This is a genomic window from Enterobacter cloacae complex sp. IR5412 (assembly GCF_049237385.1).
GTDB lineage: Bacteria > Pseudomonadota > Gammaproteobacteria > Enterobacterales > Enterobacteriaceae > Enterobacter > Enterobacter intestinihominis.
Window position 1 is genome coordinate 217,254 of sequence record NZ_JBMKHQ010000006.1, and the last position, 17,567, is coordinate 234,820.

A 17,567-nucleotide genomic window follows, 5' to 3' on the forward strand; every position below is an offset into this window, starting at 1 on the left:
GCGTACCAGGGGTACGCGTTGCCGTTCTAACTTTTTTTACTTCGCCTGACGCTTCTGGTACTCGCTGGCGGCTTTCACGAAGCCTGCAAACAGCGGATGCCCGTCACGCGGCGTTGAAGTAAATTCCGGGTGGAATTGGCAGGCCACGAACCACGGATGGTTTGGCACTTCGATGATCTCGACTAACTGATCATCCCCGGAACGGCCCGCAACACGCAGACCCGCAGCTTCAATTTGTTTCAACAACATGTTGTTGACTTCATAGCGGTGACGATGGCGCTCGGTAATCACCGGCTCGCCGTACAGCTTGCGAACCACGCTATCGTCTGACAGCTGGCAGGCCTGTGCGCCAAGACGCATGGTGCCACCCAGATCGCTCTTCTCGGTACGGACTTCGACGTTACCGTCTTCGTCGCGCCATTCCGTAATCAGCGCCACGACAGGGTACTTACAGTCTGGCACAAATTCCGTAGAGTTCGCGTTTTCCATTCCCGCTACGTTGCGCGCAAATTCAATCAGCGCAACCTGCATACCCAGGCAGATGCCGAGGTATGGAATATTGTTTTCACGCGCATAGCGTGCAGTGGCGATCTTGCCTTCAACACCACGGTAGCCGAAGCCGCCAGGGATGAGAATCGCATCCAGATCTTTTAGAATTTCGACGCCGCGCGTTTCAACATCCTGCGAATCAATCAGCTTGATGTTGACGGAGACGCGATTCTTCAGACCACCGTGCTTCAGCGCCTCGATAACTGACTTATAGGCGTCCGGCAGTTCAATATACTTGCCGACCATACCGATAGTCACTTCGCCGCCCGGATTGGCTTCTTCGTAAATCACCTGCTCCCATTCAGACAGGTTAGCTTCCGGACAGTTCAAGCTGAATCGTTTACAAATATAATCGTCCAGACCCTGTGATTTCAACAGGCCCGGGATTTTATAAATGGAATCGACGTCTTTCATTGAAATAACGGCTTTTTCAGGCACGTTACAGAACAATGCAATTTTCGCGCGTTCGTTCGCCGGAATCGCGCGATCGGAACGGCAAACCAGGATATCAGGCTGAATACCGATGGAGAGCAACTCTTTAACGGAGTGCTGAGTCGGTTTGGTTTTCACTTCACCTGCTGCCGCCATGTAAGGCACCAGCGTCAGGTGCATGAACAGCGCGTTCTCACGACCAATATCTACCGCCAGCTGACGAATCGCTTCGAGGAACGGCAGGGATTCGATATCCCCTACGGTACCGCCGATTTCAACCAGCACAACGTCATGCCCTTCGCCACCGGCAAGGACACGCTCTTTAATGGCGTTAGTGATGTGTGGGATGACCTGCACGGTCGCGCCCAGGTAGTCACCACGGCGCTCTTTACGCAGAACGTCAGAGTAGATACGGCCAGTCGTAAAGTTGTTACGACGGGTCATTTTGGTACGGATGAAACGCTCGTAGTGGCCAAGATCCAGATCGGTTTCAGCGCCGTCTTCAGTAACGAACACTTCCCCGTGTTGGGTTGGGCTCATGGTGCCTGGATCGACGTTGATGTACGGATCCAGTTTCATCATGGTCACATTGAGGCCACGGGCTTCAAGAATGGCTGCGAGGGAGGCTGCGGCAATGCCTTTACCCAGAGAGGATACGACCCCGCCGGTCACAAAAATATAGTTCGTTGTCATGCTGAACCTGAGAAGTTAGGGTGAAACGATGGAATAACCAGGACGGGAAAGTAGTATACCCGAACACGACGAGCGCCACAAACTTTCATTCTCCGTCTCCTTCCCAGGCCATGACAAACATAAGGAGTGAGAAAATAGCCCCTTTTGGGTAAATGTTTTTGACGCAAATCAAGCGCTTGTCATTTAAAAAATCACACAAATTGCGCTTGATCGCAAAATTTCGTTAGAGATCATGTTCCTGGCGTTTTACTTCCTGCCAGACTTCCTCCATCGCGTCGAGGTCAATGCCGCTCATTTCCAGGCCACGCGAGGCCACAATGCGCTCAACTTCGCGGAAACGACGTTCGAATTTAATGTTCGCTTTTTGCAGGGCGGTTTCCGCTTTTACACCGAGGTGGCGAGAAAGGTTGACGGTCGCGAACAGCAGATCGCCCATCTCCTCTTCCAGCTTTGCTTCATCCACAACGGCCTGCTGCGCTTCATGCATCACTTCGTCGATCTCTTCGTGCACTTTTTCCAGCACTGGGCCGAGAGAGGTCCAGTCAAACCCTACCGCCGAGCAGCGCTTTTGAATTTTGTGCGCGCGCATCAGCGCAGGAAGGTTCAGGGGAATGTCGTCCAGCGCCGAGTGCTGGGATTTTTCAGCGCGTTCGGCGCTTTTGATCTGCTCCCAGCGCGCCAGCACTTCCGCACTGTTGCCTGCGGAGGCATCGCCAAAGATATGCGGATGACGGCGCTCCAGCTTGTCGCTGATAGCGGCGCAGATGTCGTCAAAGTTAAAGCGCCCCTCTTCCTGCGCCATCTGTGCGTAGAACACCACCTGGAACAGCAGGTCGCCCAGCTCACCGCGCAGGTCGTCGAAATCTTCGCGCGAAATCGCATCCAGCACTTCGTAGGTTTCTTCCAGCGTGTAAGGCGCAATGGTGGCGAAAGTCTGCTCTTTATCCCACGGGCAGCCGTTTTCCGGGTCGCGCAGGCGTTTCATGATGCCAAGCAGGCGGTCGATTTGAGTCATAGTTCTGTCCTGATGTCAAAATGCCGGGTGGCAGCGTTGCCTTACCCGGCCTACAGAAGAGGATGTTCAGCCGCCGTGCAGACGACGCGCGTCAATCACATCCGGCACCTGGTTCAGTTTACCGAGCACCCGGCCCAGCACCTGCAGGTTATAGATTTCGATGGTCATATCGATGGTGGCAAGCTGCTCGCGGGTATCGCTGCGGCTGGCAACGCCCAGCACGTTGACCTTCTCGTTGGCGAGAATGGTGGTGATGTCGCGCAGCAGGCCACTGCGGTCGTTGGCAGTGACGCGCACCACCAGCGAGTAGCCAGCGGAGTAGCTTTCACCCCAGACGGCTTCCACGATACGTTCCGGCGCATGCGATTGCAGCTCAGCAAGCTGATCACAGTCGGAGCGGTGAATTGAGATCCCGCGCCCCTGGGTGATAAAGCCGACAATATCGTCACCCGGTATCGGCTGGCAGCAGCGGGCAATATGGTGCATGAGGTTACCCACCCCTTCAACCACCACGCGGCCATTGTCCTTGCTGCGCTGCTGCGGAGCGTAGGTTTTCTGCTGGAGCTGTTTCAGCGCTGCCGCATCCTGCTCTGCCGCGCTTGGCTTGTTGAACTGCGCTTGCAGGAAGTTCACCATCTGGTTCAGGCGGATATCGCCGCCGCCAATCGCCGCTAACAGTTCGTCGAGCTCGTTGAAGTTGTAGCGCGGCAGCAGGAACTTCTCCGCCTCTTTCAGGTTTATCCCGATATGCTCCAGCTCGTCGTCAAGGATCTGACGACCGGCAAGGATATTCTTGTCACGATCCTGCTTGCGGAACCAGGCGTGAATTTTAGAGCGCCCGCGGCTGGTGGTCACGTAACCGAGGTTTGGATTCAGCCAGTCGCGGCTTGGGTTTGGCTGCTTCTGGGTGATGATTTCAATCTGGTCACCCATCTGTAGCTGGTAGGTAAACGGTACGATACGTCCGCCGATCTTCGCCCCGATGCAACGGTGCCCCACGTCGCTGTGAATGTGGTAGGCGAAATCGAGCGGCGTAGAGCCTGCCGGCAGATCAACCACATCCCCTTTCGGGGTAAAGACGTAGACGCGATCGTCGAAGACCTGACTGCGCACTTCGTCGAGCATTTCGCCGGAGTCGGCCATCTCTTCCTGCCACGCAATCAGCTTACGCAGCCAGGCGATACGGTCCTCGTGTCCGGAGCGCGCGCCGCCGGAAGTGCCTTCTTTGTACTTCCAGTGCGCGGCGACGCCCAGCTCGGCGTCTTCGTGCATCTGTTTAGTACGGATCTGAATTTCCACAGTTTTGCCGCCGGGGCCAAGCACCACAGTGTGGATGGACTGATAGCCATTCGGTTTGGGGTTCGCGACGTAGTCATCGAACTCATCCGGCAGATGGCGGAAGTGAGTATGTACTATCCCCAGCGCGGCGTAGCAGTCCTGGAGACGCTCCGCCACGATACGCACGGCGCGCACGTCAAACAGCTCGTCAAAGGCGAGGTGTTTCTTCTGCATTTTGCGCCAGATGCTGTAGATGTGCTTCGGACGCCCGTAGACCTCGGCGCGCACATTCTCCTCTTTCATCGACTGGCGCAGCCCGCTGACAAATTCCTCGATATAGTGTTCGCGGTCGATGCGGCGTTCGTGCAGCAATTTTGCAATGCGTTTGTATTCCGCCGGATGCAGATAGCGGAAGCAGTAATCTTCCAGCTCCCACTTCAGTTGCCCGATACCCAGACGGTTCGCCAGCGGCGCATAGATATTCGTACACTCTTTGGCGGCCAGGACGCGCTCGTCTTCCGGCGCATCCTTCACTTCGCGCAGATGGGCAACCCGTTCGGCCAGCTTGATCACCACGCAGCGAAAATCATCCACCATCGCCAGCAGCATGCGGCGGACGTTATCCACCTGCTCGGAAGAGACAGAATCCGTTTGCGCGGCTTTCAGTTGACGGATGGCGGCCATATCACGCACGCCGTGGATGAGCGCCACGACGGACTGGCCGACGCTTTCACGCAGCACGTCTTCCGTCACCACGTTAGCATCTGCCAGTGGGAACAGCAGCGCGGCCTGTAGCGTTTCGATATCCATGTTAAGCATGGAGAGAATTTCAACCATCTCCACGCCGCGCCACAACAGCAGTTCGGCGTCCGGATGCCCCTGAGTTGTGCGTAAACAATAGGCCCAGGTTTCGGTTAAGCGTTCACACGACTGCTGGCTGGAAATCCCCAGACTTGCGATCCATTTTTGAGGGTCAAACTCACCAGCTTTATTTAAATGTGCACTTCTTACCGCAACCATCGTCCTCTCCTTTAGGGACAAGGGCCTGTCGAAGTCGACAAGCCAAACTCATTAGATGTGCTCGAACAACACCATTGATTCCAGATGTCCAGTGTGCGGGAACATGTCCAGCATTGCCAGACGCCGAATCTGGTAACCCCCGCTCAATAATGCTTCGCTGTCACGGGCCAGCGTCGCCGGGTTACAGGAAACATAGACCACGCGTTCAGGCGCGAGTTTAATTATATGCTGCATCACGCCCGGCGCACCTGCGCGCGCCGGATCGAGCAGGATCTTATCAAAGCCCTGCTTAGCCCACGGTTGCTGAGTAACATCATCCTCAAGATTTTGATGAAAGAATGTCACATTTTGCAAGCCGTTCTGTTGGGCGTTCTCCTGGCCTTTCGCCACCAGCGCCTCAACGCCTTCCACCCCGACCACGCTTGCTGCTTTGCGGGCCAGCGGCAGGGTAAAGTTACCCATACCGCAGAACAGATCGAGCACCCGATCGGTGGGCTGGACGTCAAGCCACGCCAGCGCGTTCGCCACCATCTGCTGGTTCACGCCGTCATTGACCTGGATAAAATCCCGCGGGCTAAACGTTAAGCGTAGCCCGTCTGACGCATACCAGGGCGCGTCTCCGCTAACCTGCTCAAGTATCTCGCTTTGCGGCGCGAGGAAAAGCGCAAGCTCATGAGAATGCGAAAAGCGTCCCAGTTTTTCGCGATCTGCCCTGGACAGCGGTGCGGTGTGGCGCAGCACCATCAGCGGGCCGCCGTTTGCCAGCACCAGTTCGACATGGCCCAGCGAACGCACACCATCCAGCGATGCAAGACAGTGGTGCACGGCCGGGAGCAGTGCCTCAAGTTGGGGCACCAAAACAGGGCATTGCGTGATGGAGACGATATCGCTGGAGCTGGCTTTGCGAAAACCCATCTCCAGCCGTTCAGTTTTTGGCTGGTAGCTTAGACTCAGGCGAGCGCGGCGACGGTAGCCCCACGGCTGGTCAGCAACGATGTCACTGACGTCATGTTTTAGCAGGCGGGCCAGCGCGTTGCTTTTACTTTTTTGCTGTAATTCTGTGCTGGCATGCTGTTGCTGACAGCCTCCGCAAACGCCAAAATGGGGGCAGCGAGGCGTCACGCGCTCCGGGCTATCATTAAGACGGCGCTTGACCTGGCCGCGCGCATACTGGCGTTTGTCTTCCGTCAGCGTAATATCTGCGCGTTCTCCTGGCAGCAAACCTGTGATAAACAGTGTCTTACCCTTGTGACGCGCTACCCCCTGTCCAAAAGGATCGAGGTCAGAGGCTTCAACAGTTATGATCTGACGCGTCGTCACGCGTCGTTTTGCAGAGTAGAATTGCGCCATCGCCGAGATTGTTCTCAAATAAACATAATTAGCCTGATTGTCCCATAACGGAACTCCATGACCAACTACAGCCTGCGCGCGCGCATGATGATTTTGATCCTCGCTCCTACCGTTCTCATCGGTTTGCTGCTGAGCATTTTCTTTGTGGTGCATCGCTATAACGATTTGCAGAGACAACTTGAAGATGCCGGGGCCAGCATTATCGAACCGCTGGCCGTCTCCAGCGAGTACGGTATGAACCTGCAAAACCGTGAATCCATTGGTCAGTTAATCAGCGTGCTGCACCGCCGTCATTCAGAGATTGTGCGCGCCATTTCCGTTTACGATGAGCATAACCGTCTTTTCGTCACCTCGAATTTCCATCTGGATCCCACGTCGCTTAAAATCCCGGAAGGTACCCCTTTCCCGCGTCATCTCACGGTCCTGCGGCGCGGCGATATCATGATCCTGCGCACGCCGATTATCTCAGAAAGCTATTCACCCGACGAATCCGCCCAGTCCGATGCGAAGTCCAGCAATAATATGCTGGGATATGTGGCGCTGGAGCTGGATCTCAAGTCGGTGCGGCTCCAGCAGTACAAAGAAATATTCATCTCCGGCGTGATGATGCTGTTCTGTATCGGCATCGCGTTGATCTTCGGCTGGCGGCTGATGCGCGACGTCACGGGGCCTATCCGTAACATGGTGAATACCGTTGACCGGATCCGCCGGGGTCAGCTGGACAGCCGCGTGGAAGGCTTCATGCTCGGCGAGCTGGATATGCTGAAAAACGGCATCAACTCAATGGCGATGTCGCTGGCGGCTTATCACGAAGAGATGCAGCACAACGTTGACCAGGCCACCTCTGACCTGCGCGAAACGCTGGAGCAGATGGAGATCCAGAACGTGGAGCTGGATCTGGCGAAAAAACGCGCTCAGGAGGCGGCCCGTATTAAGTCTGAGTTTCTGGCGAACATGTCGCATGAGCTGCGCACGCCGCTGAACGGGGTGATTGGCTTCACCCGTCTGACGCTCAAAAGCGAGCTCAACCCGACCCAGCGTGACCACCTGCATACCATTGAACGCTCAGCCAACAACCTGCTGACCATTATTAACGACGTACTGGACTTCTCGAAGCTGGAAGCGGGCAAGTTGATTCTGGAGAGTATCCCCTTCCCGCTGCGCAGCACACTGGATGACGTGGTCACGCTTCTCGCCCACTCCTCGCATGATAAGGGGCTGGAACTGACGCTCAATATCAAAAATGACGTACCGGATAATGTCATTGGCGACCCGCTGCGCCTGCAACAGGTCATCACCAATCTGGTGGGCAACGCGATTAAGTTCACCGAGAGCGGCAACATCGACATTCTGGTCGAAAAAAGGGCGCTCAGTAATAATAAGGTCCAGATTGAAGTTCAGATCCGGGATACCGGCATCGGCATTCCGGAGCGCGATCAGTCGCGTCTGTTCCAGGCGTTCCGCCAGGCCGATGCGAGCATTTCCCGTCGTCACGGCGGAACGGGCCTGGGTCTGGTGATCACCCAAAAGCTGGTGAAAGAGATGGGAGGCGATATCTCCTTCCACAGCCAGCCTAACCGGGGCTCGACCTTCTGGTTCCATATCAATCTTGATCTTAATCCGAACGTGCAAACCGACGGTCCGGTCACCGACTGCCTGAAAGGGATGCGTCTGGCCTATGTGGAACCGAACGCCGCCGCGGCGCAGTGTACGCTGGATGTATTAAGCAGCACACCGCTGGAGGTGGTCTACAGCCCGACCTTCTCCGCGCTGGCGAACGATCATTACGATATTCTTTTGCTGGGGATTCCGGTGACATTTACCGGAGAACTGACCATGCAGCAGGAACGGCTGGCAAAGGCTGCCTCAATGACGGACTACCTGCTGCTGGCTCTGCCGTGCCACGCCCAAATCAACGCCGAAGAGCTTAAAAACGACGGGGCGGCGGCATGTCTGCTGAAACCCCTCACCGCCACACGGCTGTTACCTGCGTTGACCGAATATTGCCGTCTGACGCATCAGTCCCTGCCGCTGGAAAACGACGAACATAAGCTGCCGATGACGGTGATGGCCGTGGATGATAACCCGGCAAACCTTAAGCTGATTGGCGTGCTGCTTGAGGATCAGGTTCAGCACGTTGAGCTGTGTACCAGCGGCGCCGAAGCCGTAGAACAAGCCAAACAGATGCAGTTTGACCTGATCCTGATGGATATTCAGATGCCGGGCATGGATGGCATCCGCGCCTGCGAATTAATTCGTCAGCTTCCGCACCAGCAACAGACGCCGGTGATTGCCGTGACGGCGCACGCGATGGCGGGACAAAAAGAGAAACTGCTGGGTGCGGGCATGAACGATTATCTGGCGAAACCGATTGATGAAGAGAAGCTGCACAGCCTGCTGCTGCGCTACAAACCGGGGCACATTGGCGGGACGTACACCATTTCAGCTGAATCGCCGGAAATCAGCGTTAACCAGAATGCCACGTTTGACTGGCAACTGGCGCTGCGCCAGGCAGCAGGCAAAGCCGATCTGGCCCGCGATATGCTGCAAATGCTGGTGGACTTCCTGCCTGAGATCCGTAACAAGGTTGAAGAACAGCTGGTGGGCGAAAACCCTGAAGGGCTGCTGGAGGCCATCCATAAACTGCACGGTAGCTGCGGCTACAGTGGCGTGCCGCGGTTGAAAAATCTCTGCCAACTGCTTGAACAGCAGCTCCGCGCGGGTACGCCAGAGTCCGATCTTGAGCCGGAGTTTCTGGAGCTGCTGGACGAGATGGACAACGTGACGCGGGAAGCGATGAAGGTGTTAGGAAGCTAAGACAAAGCCCGGTGGCGCTTCGCTTACCGGGCCTACAGGAGCACGAACGTTAACGCGACATCCCCTGCCCCACCTTTATGGCCGCCGCAATATTCCTTGCGGCCATCTGTACATTCTGTTGCGCATTTTCCAGCGCATCCTCCAGCGAGCAGATGGTGTAAATCACGCTGAATACCGCATCCAGTCCGTGCTCGTGCACCACGCCAACATCCGCCGTCAGGCTGCCGGCAATGCCGATAACCGGTTTGTTATAGCGTTTCGCGACTCTCGCCACGCCAACGGGCACTTTGCCGTGGATCGTCTGGCTGTCGATACGCCCTTCGCCCGTGATCACCAGATCGGCGTCCGCGACCTGTTCATCGAGATGCAGGGCATCGGTGACAATCTCAATCCCCCGACGAAGCTGCGCCCCGCAAAATGCATACAGCGCCGCCCCCATTCCGCCAGCTGCTCCGCCCCCCGCCAGGTTTAAGACGTCAATGTCCAGATCCCTGGCGATAATGTTTGCGTAATGCGCAAGCGCGTTGTCCAGCGTCCTGACCATCTCCGGCGTCGCCCCTTTCTGCGGACCGAATACCGCAGAAGCGCCAGTCTCGCCGATCAGGGGGTTGGTCACATCGCAGGCCACTTCAATTCGACAGTTTGCCAGCCGCTCATCCAGCCCACTAAGATCGATATGCGCAAGGCTTGCCAGTTCGCCGCCGCCCGGCCCAACGGGCTGTGCTTTCGCATCCAGCAGTTTTACGCCCAGCGCCTGCACCATGCCTGCGCCACCGTCATTGGTCGCGCTGCCTCCAATGCCAATAATGATATGCTTAACGCCCGCATCCAGCGCATGACGAATCAGTTCCCCGGTCCCCCACGAGGTGGTGATTAACGGGTTACGCTTTGCAGGAGCAACAAGCTCCAGACCGCTCGCGGCCGCCATCTCGATAAACGCGCTTTTCCCGTCTCCGGATAACCCGAAAAACCCTTCCACGTGTTCTCCCAAAGGCCCGGTAACGGGAACATGGACAAGACGCCCATGGGTGGCTGCCACCATCGCTTCCACCGTCCCTTCGCCGCCATCGGCAACCGGTAATTTGACGTACTCCGCTGAGGGGAAAATTTCGCGAAAACCGACCTCTATCGCTGTCGCCACCTCCAGCGCGCTCAAGCTTTCCTTATACGAGTCCGGAGCGATAACAATTTTCATAAGCCATCCTTACGCATGTTAGTTACGTTAAGCATACACCACGTAAGGGACCACTCATGGGAGCGGTCCCAGTTGGCTTATCGTACCATGCACGGACGTTTATTGTCGAATGACCACTCTGGGATCAGGTACTGCATCGCCAGCGCATCATCACGTGCGCCCAGCCCGTGTTTCTGGTAAAGCTCGTGCGCTTTCATGACCTGATCCATATCCAGTTCAACGCCCAGCCCCGGCGTAGCTGGAACCTGCACCATCCCCCCCTTGATCTCAAACGGCTGTTTAGTCAGGCGCTGATTGCCCTCCTGCCAGATCCAGTGGGTGTCGATAGCGGTAATGTTGCCCGGCGCAGCAGCCGCTACGTGGGTGAACATCGCCAGCGAGATGTCGAAGTGGTTGTTGGAGTGCGAGCCCCAGGTCAGGCCGAACTCATGGCACATCTGCGCCACGCGAACCGAGCCCTGCATCGTCCAGAAGTGCGGGTCTGCCAGCGGAATATCCACCGATTGCAGCGAGAGCGTGTGCCCCATCTGGCGCCAGTCGGTCGCGATCATGTTGGTGGCGGTTGGCAGCCCGGTGGCACGACGGAACTCCGCCATCACTTCACGTCCAGAGAACCCCTGCTCTGCGCCGCACGGATCTTCCGCGTAGGCCAGCACGCCTTTGAGCTGCTTACCGATTTTGATCGCCTCATCAAGGGACCAGGCACCGTTCGGATCCAGCGTGACGCGCGCCTGCGGGAAGCGCTTCGCCAGCGCGGAAATCGCCTCAGCTTCTTCTTCACCCGCCAGTACGCCGCCTTTCAGCTTGAAGTCATTAAAGCCATATTTTTCATACGCGGCTTCAGCCAGGCGCACCACCGCATCCGGGGTCATCGCTTCATCGTGACGCACACGATACCAGTCGCATTTTTCGTCCGGCTGGCTCTGGTACGGCAGCGGGGTGAGTTTGCGGTTGCCGATAAAGAACAGGTAGCCGAGCATTTCCACTTCGCTGCGCTGTTGGCCGTCCCCCAGCAGGGAGGCGACATTGACGCCCAGATGCTGGCCTAACAGATCCAGCATCGCGGCTTCAATGCCCGTGACCACGTGGATAGTGGTACGCAGATCAAACGTTTGCAGACCACGGCCACCCGCATCACGATCGGCAAAGGTCGTACGCACGCTGGTCAGCACATTTTTGTACTCGCCCAGCGTTTTACCTACCACCAGCGGAATGGCGTCCTCCAGCGTTTTACGGATCTTCTCCCCGCCCGGGATTTCACCGACACCGGTATGCCCTGAGTTGTCCTTGATCACCACAATATTACGGGTGAAGAACGGCGCATGGGCGCCGCTCAGGTTCATCAGCATGCTGTCATGTCCCGCGACAGGAATGATCTGCATGGAGGTGACTACAGGGGTAGAAAATGTGCTCATCGTTAGATCCTTTTATCAGTGACGTCCAAATACAGGGCGCTTACGGTCAAATGTCCAGCCGGGGATAAGGTACTGCATCGGGCCTGCGTCGTTGCGCGCGCCGCCCGGCAGTTTTTTATACGCTTCATGCGCCTTGTGGATCTGATCCCAGTCAAGCTCCACGCCCAGCCCCGGCGCATCCGGTACGGCAATGGTGCCGTTTTTGATTTCAAGTGGATTTTTGGTCAGGCGCGCTTCGCCTTCCTGCCAGATCCAGTGCGTATCGATGGCGGTCGGGTTACCCGGCGCCGCCGCGCCAACGTGGGTAAACATCGCCAGCGAAATGTCGAAATGGTTATTGGAGTGGCAGCCCCAGGTGAGCCCCCAGTCATCGCACAGCTGCGCCACGCGCACCGCGCCGGAAAGGGTCCAGAAGTGCGGATCAGCCAGCGGTATGTCCACCGCATTCAGCATCACCGCGTGGCCCATTTCGCGCCAGTTAGTGGCGATCATGTTGGTCGCAACCGGCAGCCCGGTAGCGCGGCGGAATTCGGCCATCACCTCGCGGCCAGAAAAGCCCTGCTCGGCGCCGCACGGATCTTCCGCGTAGGTCAGCACGTCGCCCAGTCCTTTGCACAGCGCGATAGCTTCATCCAGCCGCCAGGCGCCGTTCGGATCGACGGTGATGCGTGCCTCCGGGAAGCGTTTTTTCAACGCGCGCACGCTGTCAATCTCCTGTTCGCCCGGCAGAACGCCGCCTTTCAGCTTGAAGTCTTTAAAGCCGTAGCGATCCTGCGCCGCCTCTGCCAGGCGTACCACCGCCTCGCCAGAGAGCGCTTCCTGATGACGCAGGTGATACCACGCGTGGCTGCCCGGCGAGCGTTCCAGATACGGCAGATCGGTTTTCGTCCGGTCGCCAACGTAGAACAGATAGCCCAGCACCGTTACCGCATCACGCTGTTTGCCTGGCCCCAGCAGTTCGCAGACCGGCACATTCAGCGCCTTGCCCAGTAAATCAAGGAGAGCCGCCTCCAGCGCCGCCACCGCGTTAACGCGCAGTTCAAACGTCCAGGCGCCTTTGCCGAAGGTATCAAAATCAGCCGACTGGTTGCCCTTATGCACCCGCTGAACCACCTTGTTCAGGCGGGCGACCTCCTGCCCAACCACCTGCGGGATGGCGTCGACCAGCGTCTGGTAAATCACCTCTCCGCCAGGCGCTTCCCCGACGCCGGTATTCCCTGCGCTGTCGGTCAGCACCACGATGTTGCGGGTGAACCAGGCGTTATGCGCGCCGCCAATGTTGAGCAGCATGCTGTCCTGACCCGCCACCGGGATGACTTTCATCTCCGTCACAATCGGGCTTGATTGCGTTGTCATCATCCGCGCTCCCCAACAGGTTTCAGTTCGATTCGTTTGATGTCCCCCACCAGCACCAGGTAACTGAGTACCGCCACCAGCGCATGGACGCCTACATAAATCAGCGCACCATTGAAGGAGCCGGTGGTGCCGACGATGTAACCGATAGCGATTGGGGTGACAATGCCGGAAATGTTGCCAAACATGTTGAACAGACCGCCGCTCAGGCCGCTGATCTCTTTCGGCGCGGTATCTGCCATCACCGCCCAGCCCAGCGCGCCAATGCCTTTACCGAAGAAGGCCATCGCCATAAAGCCGATAATCATCCACTCCGCGCTGACGTAGTTACAGAACACCATGGTCATGGAGAGCAGCATGCCGAGCACGATTGGCGTTTTACGCGCAATATTCAGCGAACCGGTGCGACGCATCAGCCAGTCGGAGATGACCCCGCCGAGCACCCCGCCCACGAAGCCGCAGATGGCTGGCACAGAGGCGACAAAACCCGCCTTCAGAATCGACATCCCGCGCGCCTGCACCAGGTAAACCGGGAACCAGGTGATGAAGAAGTAGGTTAAGGCGTTAATACAGTACTGGCCGAGATAGATACCGATCATCATCCGTGAGCCGACGAGCTGTTTGATCTGCCCCCATTTCTGGCTGAACGGGACTTTTGCTTTCTGGGTTTTCTGATCCATGTTGATCAGCGCCCCGCCTTCAGCAATGTAGTCCAGCTCTTTCTTGTTCACGCCCGGGTGCTGGTTTGGTTCGTGGATCACTTTCAGCCAGATAAAGCTGATGACGATCCCCAGCCCGCCCATGAAGAAGAAGACGTGCGACCAGCCCACTTCGTGCGTCAGCCAGCCCATAATTGGCGCGAAAATAACCGTCGCAAAGTATTGCGCCGAGTTAAAGATTGCTACCGCCGTTCCCCTCTCCTGCGCCGGGAACCAGGCGGCCACAATGCGGCTGTTGCCCGGGAAAGATGGCGCTTCCGCTAAACCCACCAGGAAGCGGAGGGTAAAGAGCGCAATGATAATGCCGAAGCCGCTGAAGATATCCACGAAGCCCTGTAACAGGGTAAACATCGACCAGATGAAAATGGACCAGAAATAGACCCGTTTTGAGCCAAAGCGGTCCAGCAGCCAGCCGCCAGGGATTTGGCCGATTACGTAGGCCCATGAAAATGCGGAGAAAACATAACCCATACCCACCGGATCAAGTCCGATGTCCTTTGCCATCTCAGAGCCGGCAATGGATAACGTGGCACGGTCGCCGTAGTTGAAAGAGGTGACGATAAACAGCATCACCACTATCCAGTATCGGGCGTTGGTGCGCTTCTCAGCGCTGCTCGCCGCGTGGCTTAATGTACTCATTGTTGCACTCCTGAAACATAGCTTTCGCCTGGTTCATTCTGTACAGCACCTGTAGGGTAATCAGAATGAGAGATTTGTGTTTGGTTTTGGTACGGCCCGAAGCCGTTTTATAGTGACGGGAAAAGTATATGAAGGAGTGACCGGTTCTCTCACCGTGCAGAAACACAACATTGACGGGCGTGGGGAACATGGTTTGGGGCATAAGCCCAAAGTGGTGGAAGATACTTCACGGAATTGAGGATATGGTGCAGCTTCGTTGCCGGGTGGCGGCTACGCCCTACCCGGCCTACAGCTCGTATAGTACAGGGTTAGTTCAGGAGCGTGGCCCAATGTTCAACCCAGGGATTTGACTCGCTTTCCGGTTCGGGGTGCTCGCCAGCATCAATCAGTAACATCTCGCCGACCCGCTGAGCGTGCTGTTCCTGCAACAGCGCGTCGAACTGCTTACCGCCGCCGCAGAAATTGGCGTAAGAGCTATCGCCGAGGGCGATGATGCCATAGTGAACATCTGGCTGATAGCCAAGCTGGTCTTTAATGCCCTGGAAAAGCGGGACGATGCTGTCCGGGAGATCGCCCTGCCCGGTGGTGGAGGTCACCACCAGAATGTATTTATCTTTATACTTTTCCCAGTCCGCCAGCTCCGGGTCTTCATAGACCGTTGCTTTATGGCCCTGATTGACGAGGATTGCTTCTGCTTCCTCCGCAACCAGCAGCGAGTTGCCGTACATCGTGCCGACAAAAATACCTACTTCAGCCATGCTTTGCTCCCGTAATTATTGCGCTTGCTGTTCATCCTGAACGTTGCCTGCGGCAAACTCAACCCTTTCATTTTCGGGGAGTTGTCCCAGCCAGCCAAACTGTGACAGCGCCTGCATCCAGACCTCGTCCAGCCCCGCGCGAATAGTCAGCGGTTCGCCGGTAAACGGGTGCGTCAGGCTTAGCTCGCTGGCGTGCAGCATCAGTCGGTTACAGCCAAAGTGCTCTGCCGCGCTGCGGTTCTGCCGCAGATCGCCGTGCTTGCTGTCGCCGATAATTGGGTGGCGCAGATGTGCAAGGTGGCGGCGAAGCTGGTGCTTGCGCCCGGTTTTGGGCAAAAGCTCAACCAGACTGTATCGCGTGGTCGAAAATTTGCTGGTCGCCACCGGCAGTTCTGTGGTCGCCATACCGCGATAGTCGGTCACCGCAGGCTGCGGACCTTTATCTTCGCGGGCAAATTTATCGGCGATTTTATCCAGTTCCTCCACCAGCGGATAATCCAGCGTGGCGGAATCCGTCAGCCAGCCGCGCACAATGGCGTGGTAGCGCTTCTGGATCTGGTGCTGTTCAAACTGCTGCGACAGCAGGCGCCCGGCCTCACTGGAAAGCCCCATCAGCAGAACGCCAGAGGTTGGCCGATCCAGACGGTGGGCAGTAAAGACGTGCTGACCGATTTGGTCGCGCACGGTTTGCATAACAACCACTTTCTCATCGCGATCGAGCCAGCTTCGGTGTACCAGCCAGCCGGACGGTTTATTCACCGCCACCAGCCACTCATCCTGATACAGGATCTCAAGCGTCATGCATCGTCACCGGCGAAAAGCGTATCCAGCTTTTCCAGCTCAACCAACATAACGTCGCGCGCCGGGTGAGTCGCCTCCAGCGCCATTTCGTAATAGGGAGAGACGGCAAACGCCTGGGGCAACGCGTGTCCCCCTTCCAGCAGCGCGTGCATGCGCGGAATTAATACCCACTGGAGCCATTCAAATGGAGACAGCGTATCCAGACAAAACGGCTGGGTGCTGGCGAACGCGTCTGGCTGCGGCGCACTTTCCTGCCACAGCTGATGCTGGCGCATAAGGGCTTCGATGGCGTGCAACTGCGCACGAACGCTATCGTGATGCGTCATAGTAACCTCAACTGAAAAACGGAATGGCGCGAAGCATAGCATTGCGGAAGACAGAAATAAAAAAAGGGAGCACTGTAAAAACAGTGCTCCCGGTTCGTTTCGCAGCATTCCAGCTACAATACGTGCTCCCTGCTCATCCGTGACAACTTTTCCTGATGCCCGAAGGCCTGGTCATCCCTTTACCTTTTGCTTCCTGCTCACATCATCCTGACGTGTAGGTTTCGTCCTGAAACGTCCTGGCCATCCTGACCCACCGACCATCCTGACCGGCTCACGTTCTCCTTCCTGGAGGTGTCCCTTACGCATCCTGCGTGATCCACTTTGCTTCATCCTGAAGCCTTCCTGCGGCGTCGTCCTGACGTGTTCCTGGTGAGAAACGCCATCATCCTGATATTCGTTTCTCGCGTCGGCATCCTGTCGACACAGATAGAATCCGCTATTCTGCCTCGTCTTACAACCCACCCTGTGAGCAAGGTAAGCCTGGCGAAACGGGGATAATCGTTTCAGGAAATCGCTAACCCGTTGAAAGGGAAGTTGATATTAATCTGAAATCCCTAAGACAATGCTAATTGTTTCGGCGATGTCTCACAGTGCGTGTGAGAGATCTCTCACACGTCCAGTAGCATCATGGATTACAGAAGCGGCTCAAGTCGGGTAAGAAAATCCGCAAGAGAAGGCGCGAGAACGTCGCGATTGCGGGTGCCGAGCGTCTCTTTAATGACCTCGCCAGACAGGTTGCAGACTGAAATGACGTCCAGTTCACTGTCGAGCGTCGCAATAAAGAGAGTCGGGGAGAGCTTAAGGCGTTTTTGCGTGACCAGGTGACCAATGAGGTTTTCCTGAACGCGTTGAAGATCGTCTTCGCTCCAGGTTTGCAGCAGCGTCAGCGGCTGTCCTGCAAAACATGCAGTCATATCCCCGGCAAACTGCGTGGTATAAATTGCATGAAGCGCAGGTTGTATCACAATGTCCATTGCGCGTTCAACCGCATTTACATTCTGCTCGCCCGTGAACGGTTTCGGTTGCCAGATAACGTAATCATCCTGCGAAGCGATAATGCACGGTGACGGCACGCCATATAAGTCAGTACTTTGCGGCCACGTCCCCCGCTTTTCATGCCAGGCATCGCAATAGCGGGTCGTGAAGGACGTCAGGGCATTTGCAGTTTCGATATCCACCGATTTCTCTCTTCTTGTAAGACAGGATA

General features: G+C 56.7%; 13 protein-coding genes. 1 reads left to right on the forward strand and 12 read right to left on the reverse strand.

Annotation, left to right across the window (positions count from 1 at the left end):
- Window positions 1-36: 36 nt before the first annotated feature.
- From pyrG to rlmD, 4 genes are all read right to left on the reverse strand, one after another.
- Window positions 37-1,674 carry a glutamine hydrolyzing CTP synthase gene (gene pyrG, locus ACOTX2_RS13485; protein ID WP_022649202.1) on the reverse strand — a complete coding sequence of 546 codons (1,638 nt, stop codon included), beginning with the start codon at window positions 1,672-1,674 and terminating at the stop codon, window positions 37-39.
- A 223-nt stretch (window positions 1,675-1,897) separates the two neighbouring features.
- On the reverse strand, window positions 1,898-2,689 hold the full coding sequence (gene mazG, locus ACOTX2_RS13490; protein WP_003862720.1) for a nucleoside triphosphate pyrophosphohydrolase: 792 nt from the start codon (window positions 2,687-2,689) through the stop codon (window positions 1,898-1,900).
- Window positions 2,690-2,755: 66 nt separating this feature from the next.
- On the reverse strand, window positions 2,756-4,987 hold the full coding sequence (gene relA / locus ACOTX2_RS13495) for a GTP diphosphokinase (RefSeq protein ID WP_022649204.1): 2,232 nt from the start codon (window positions 4,985-4,987) through the stop codon (window positions 2,756-2,758).
- A 51-nt stretch (window positions 4,988-5,038) separates the two neighbouring features.
- On the reverse strand, window positions 5,039-6,337 hold the full coding sequence (gene rlmD, locus ACOTX2_RS13500; protein WP_063147440.1) for a 23S rRNA (uracil(1939)-C(5))-methyltransferase RlmD: 1,299 nt from the start codon (window positions 6,335-6,337) through the stop codon (window positions 5,039-5,041).
- A 57-nt stretch (window positions 6,338-6,394) separates the two neighbouring features.
- Here rlmD and barA point away from each other — a divergent pair, with 57 nt between their 5' ends.
- Complete coding sequence (barA, locus tag ACOTX2_RS13505; RefSeq protein WP_022649206.1) at window positions 6,395-9,154, forward strand: two-component sensor histidine kinase BarA; 2,760 nt, start codon at window positions 6,395-6,397, stop codon at window positions 9,152-9,154.
- 49 nt (window positions 9,155-9,203) lie between these two features.
- On the opposite strand, the gene ACOTX2_RS13510 is transcribed toward barA, so the two are convergent.
- From ACOTX2_RS13510 to syd, 8 genes are all read right to left on the reverse strand, one after another.
- Window positions 9,204-10,349, reverse strand: coding sequence for a glycerate kinase (locus ACOTX2_RS13510; protein ID WP_063147439.1), 1,146 nt, complete (start codon window positions 10,347-10,349; stop codon window positions 9,204-9,206).
- A gap of 77 nt (window positions 10,350-10,426) precedes the next feature.
- Window positions 10,427-11,764: a glucarate dehydratase gene (gene gudD / locus ACOTX2_RS13515; RefSeq protein WP_063147438.1), complete on the reverse strand. Its 1,338-nt coding sequence runs from the start codon at window positions 11,762-11,764 to the stop codon at window positions 10,427-10,429.
- A gap of 15 nt (window positions 11,765-11,779) precedes the next feature.
- Window positions 11,780-13,120 carry an enolase C-terminal domain-like protein gene (locus tag ACOTX2_RS13520; RefSeq protein ID WP_023298498.1) on the reverse strand — a complete coding sequence of 447 codons (1,341 nt, stop codon included), beginning with the start codon at window positions 13,118-13,120 and terminating at the stop codon, window positions 11,780-11,782.
- Entirely contained in the window at window positions 13,120-14,475 is a 1,356-nt protein-coding gene (gene gudP / locus ACOTX2_RS13525; protein ID WP_003862734.1) for a galactarate/glucarate/glycerate transporter GudP, read from the reverse strand. The genes ACOTX2_RS13520 and gudP overlap by 1 nt, the downstream gene beginning before the upstream one ends.
- A gap of 308 nt (window positions 14,476-14,783) precedes the next feature.
- Complete coding sequence (locus ACOTX2_RS13530; protein ID WP_022649212.1) at window positions 14,784-15,233, reverse strand: flavodoxin; 450 nt, start codon at window positions 15,231-15,233, stop codon at window positions 14,784-14,786.
- 15 nt (window positions 15,234-15,248) lie between these two features.
- Window positions 15,249-16,034: a tRNA pseudouridine(65) synthase TruC gene (gene truC / locus ACOTX2_RS13535; protein WP_058646255.1), complete on the reverse strand. Its 786-nt coding sequence runs from the start codon at window positions 16,032-16,034 to the stop codon at window positions 15,249-15,251.
- Window positions 16,031-16,360, reverse strand: coding sequence for a YqcC family protein (locus tag ACOTX2_RS13540; RefSeq protein WP_022649214.1), 330 nt, complete (start codon window positions 16,358-16,360; stop codon window positions 16,031-16,033). The genes truC and ACOTX2_RS13540 overlap by 4 nt, the downstream gene beginning before the upstream one ends.
- Window positions 16,361-16,992: 632 nt before the next feature.
- On the reverse strand, window positions 16,993-17,538 hold the full coding sequence (syd, locus tag ACOTX2_RS13545) for a SecY-interacting protein (protein ID WP_022649215.1): 546 nt from the start codon (window positions 17,536-17,538) through the stop codon (window positions 16,993-16,995).
- Window positions 17,539-17,567 lie beyond the last annotated feature (29 nt).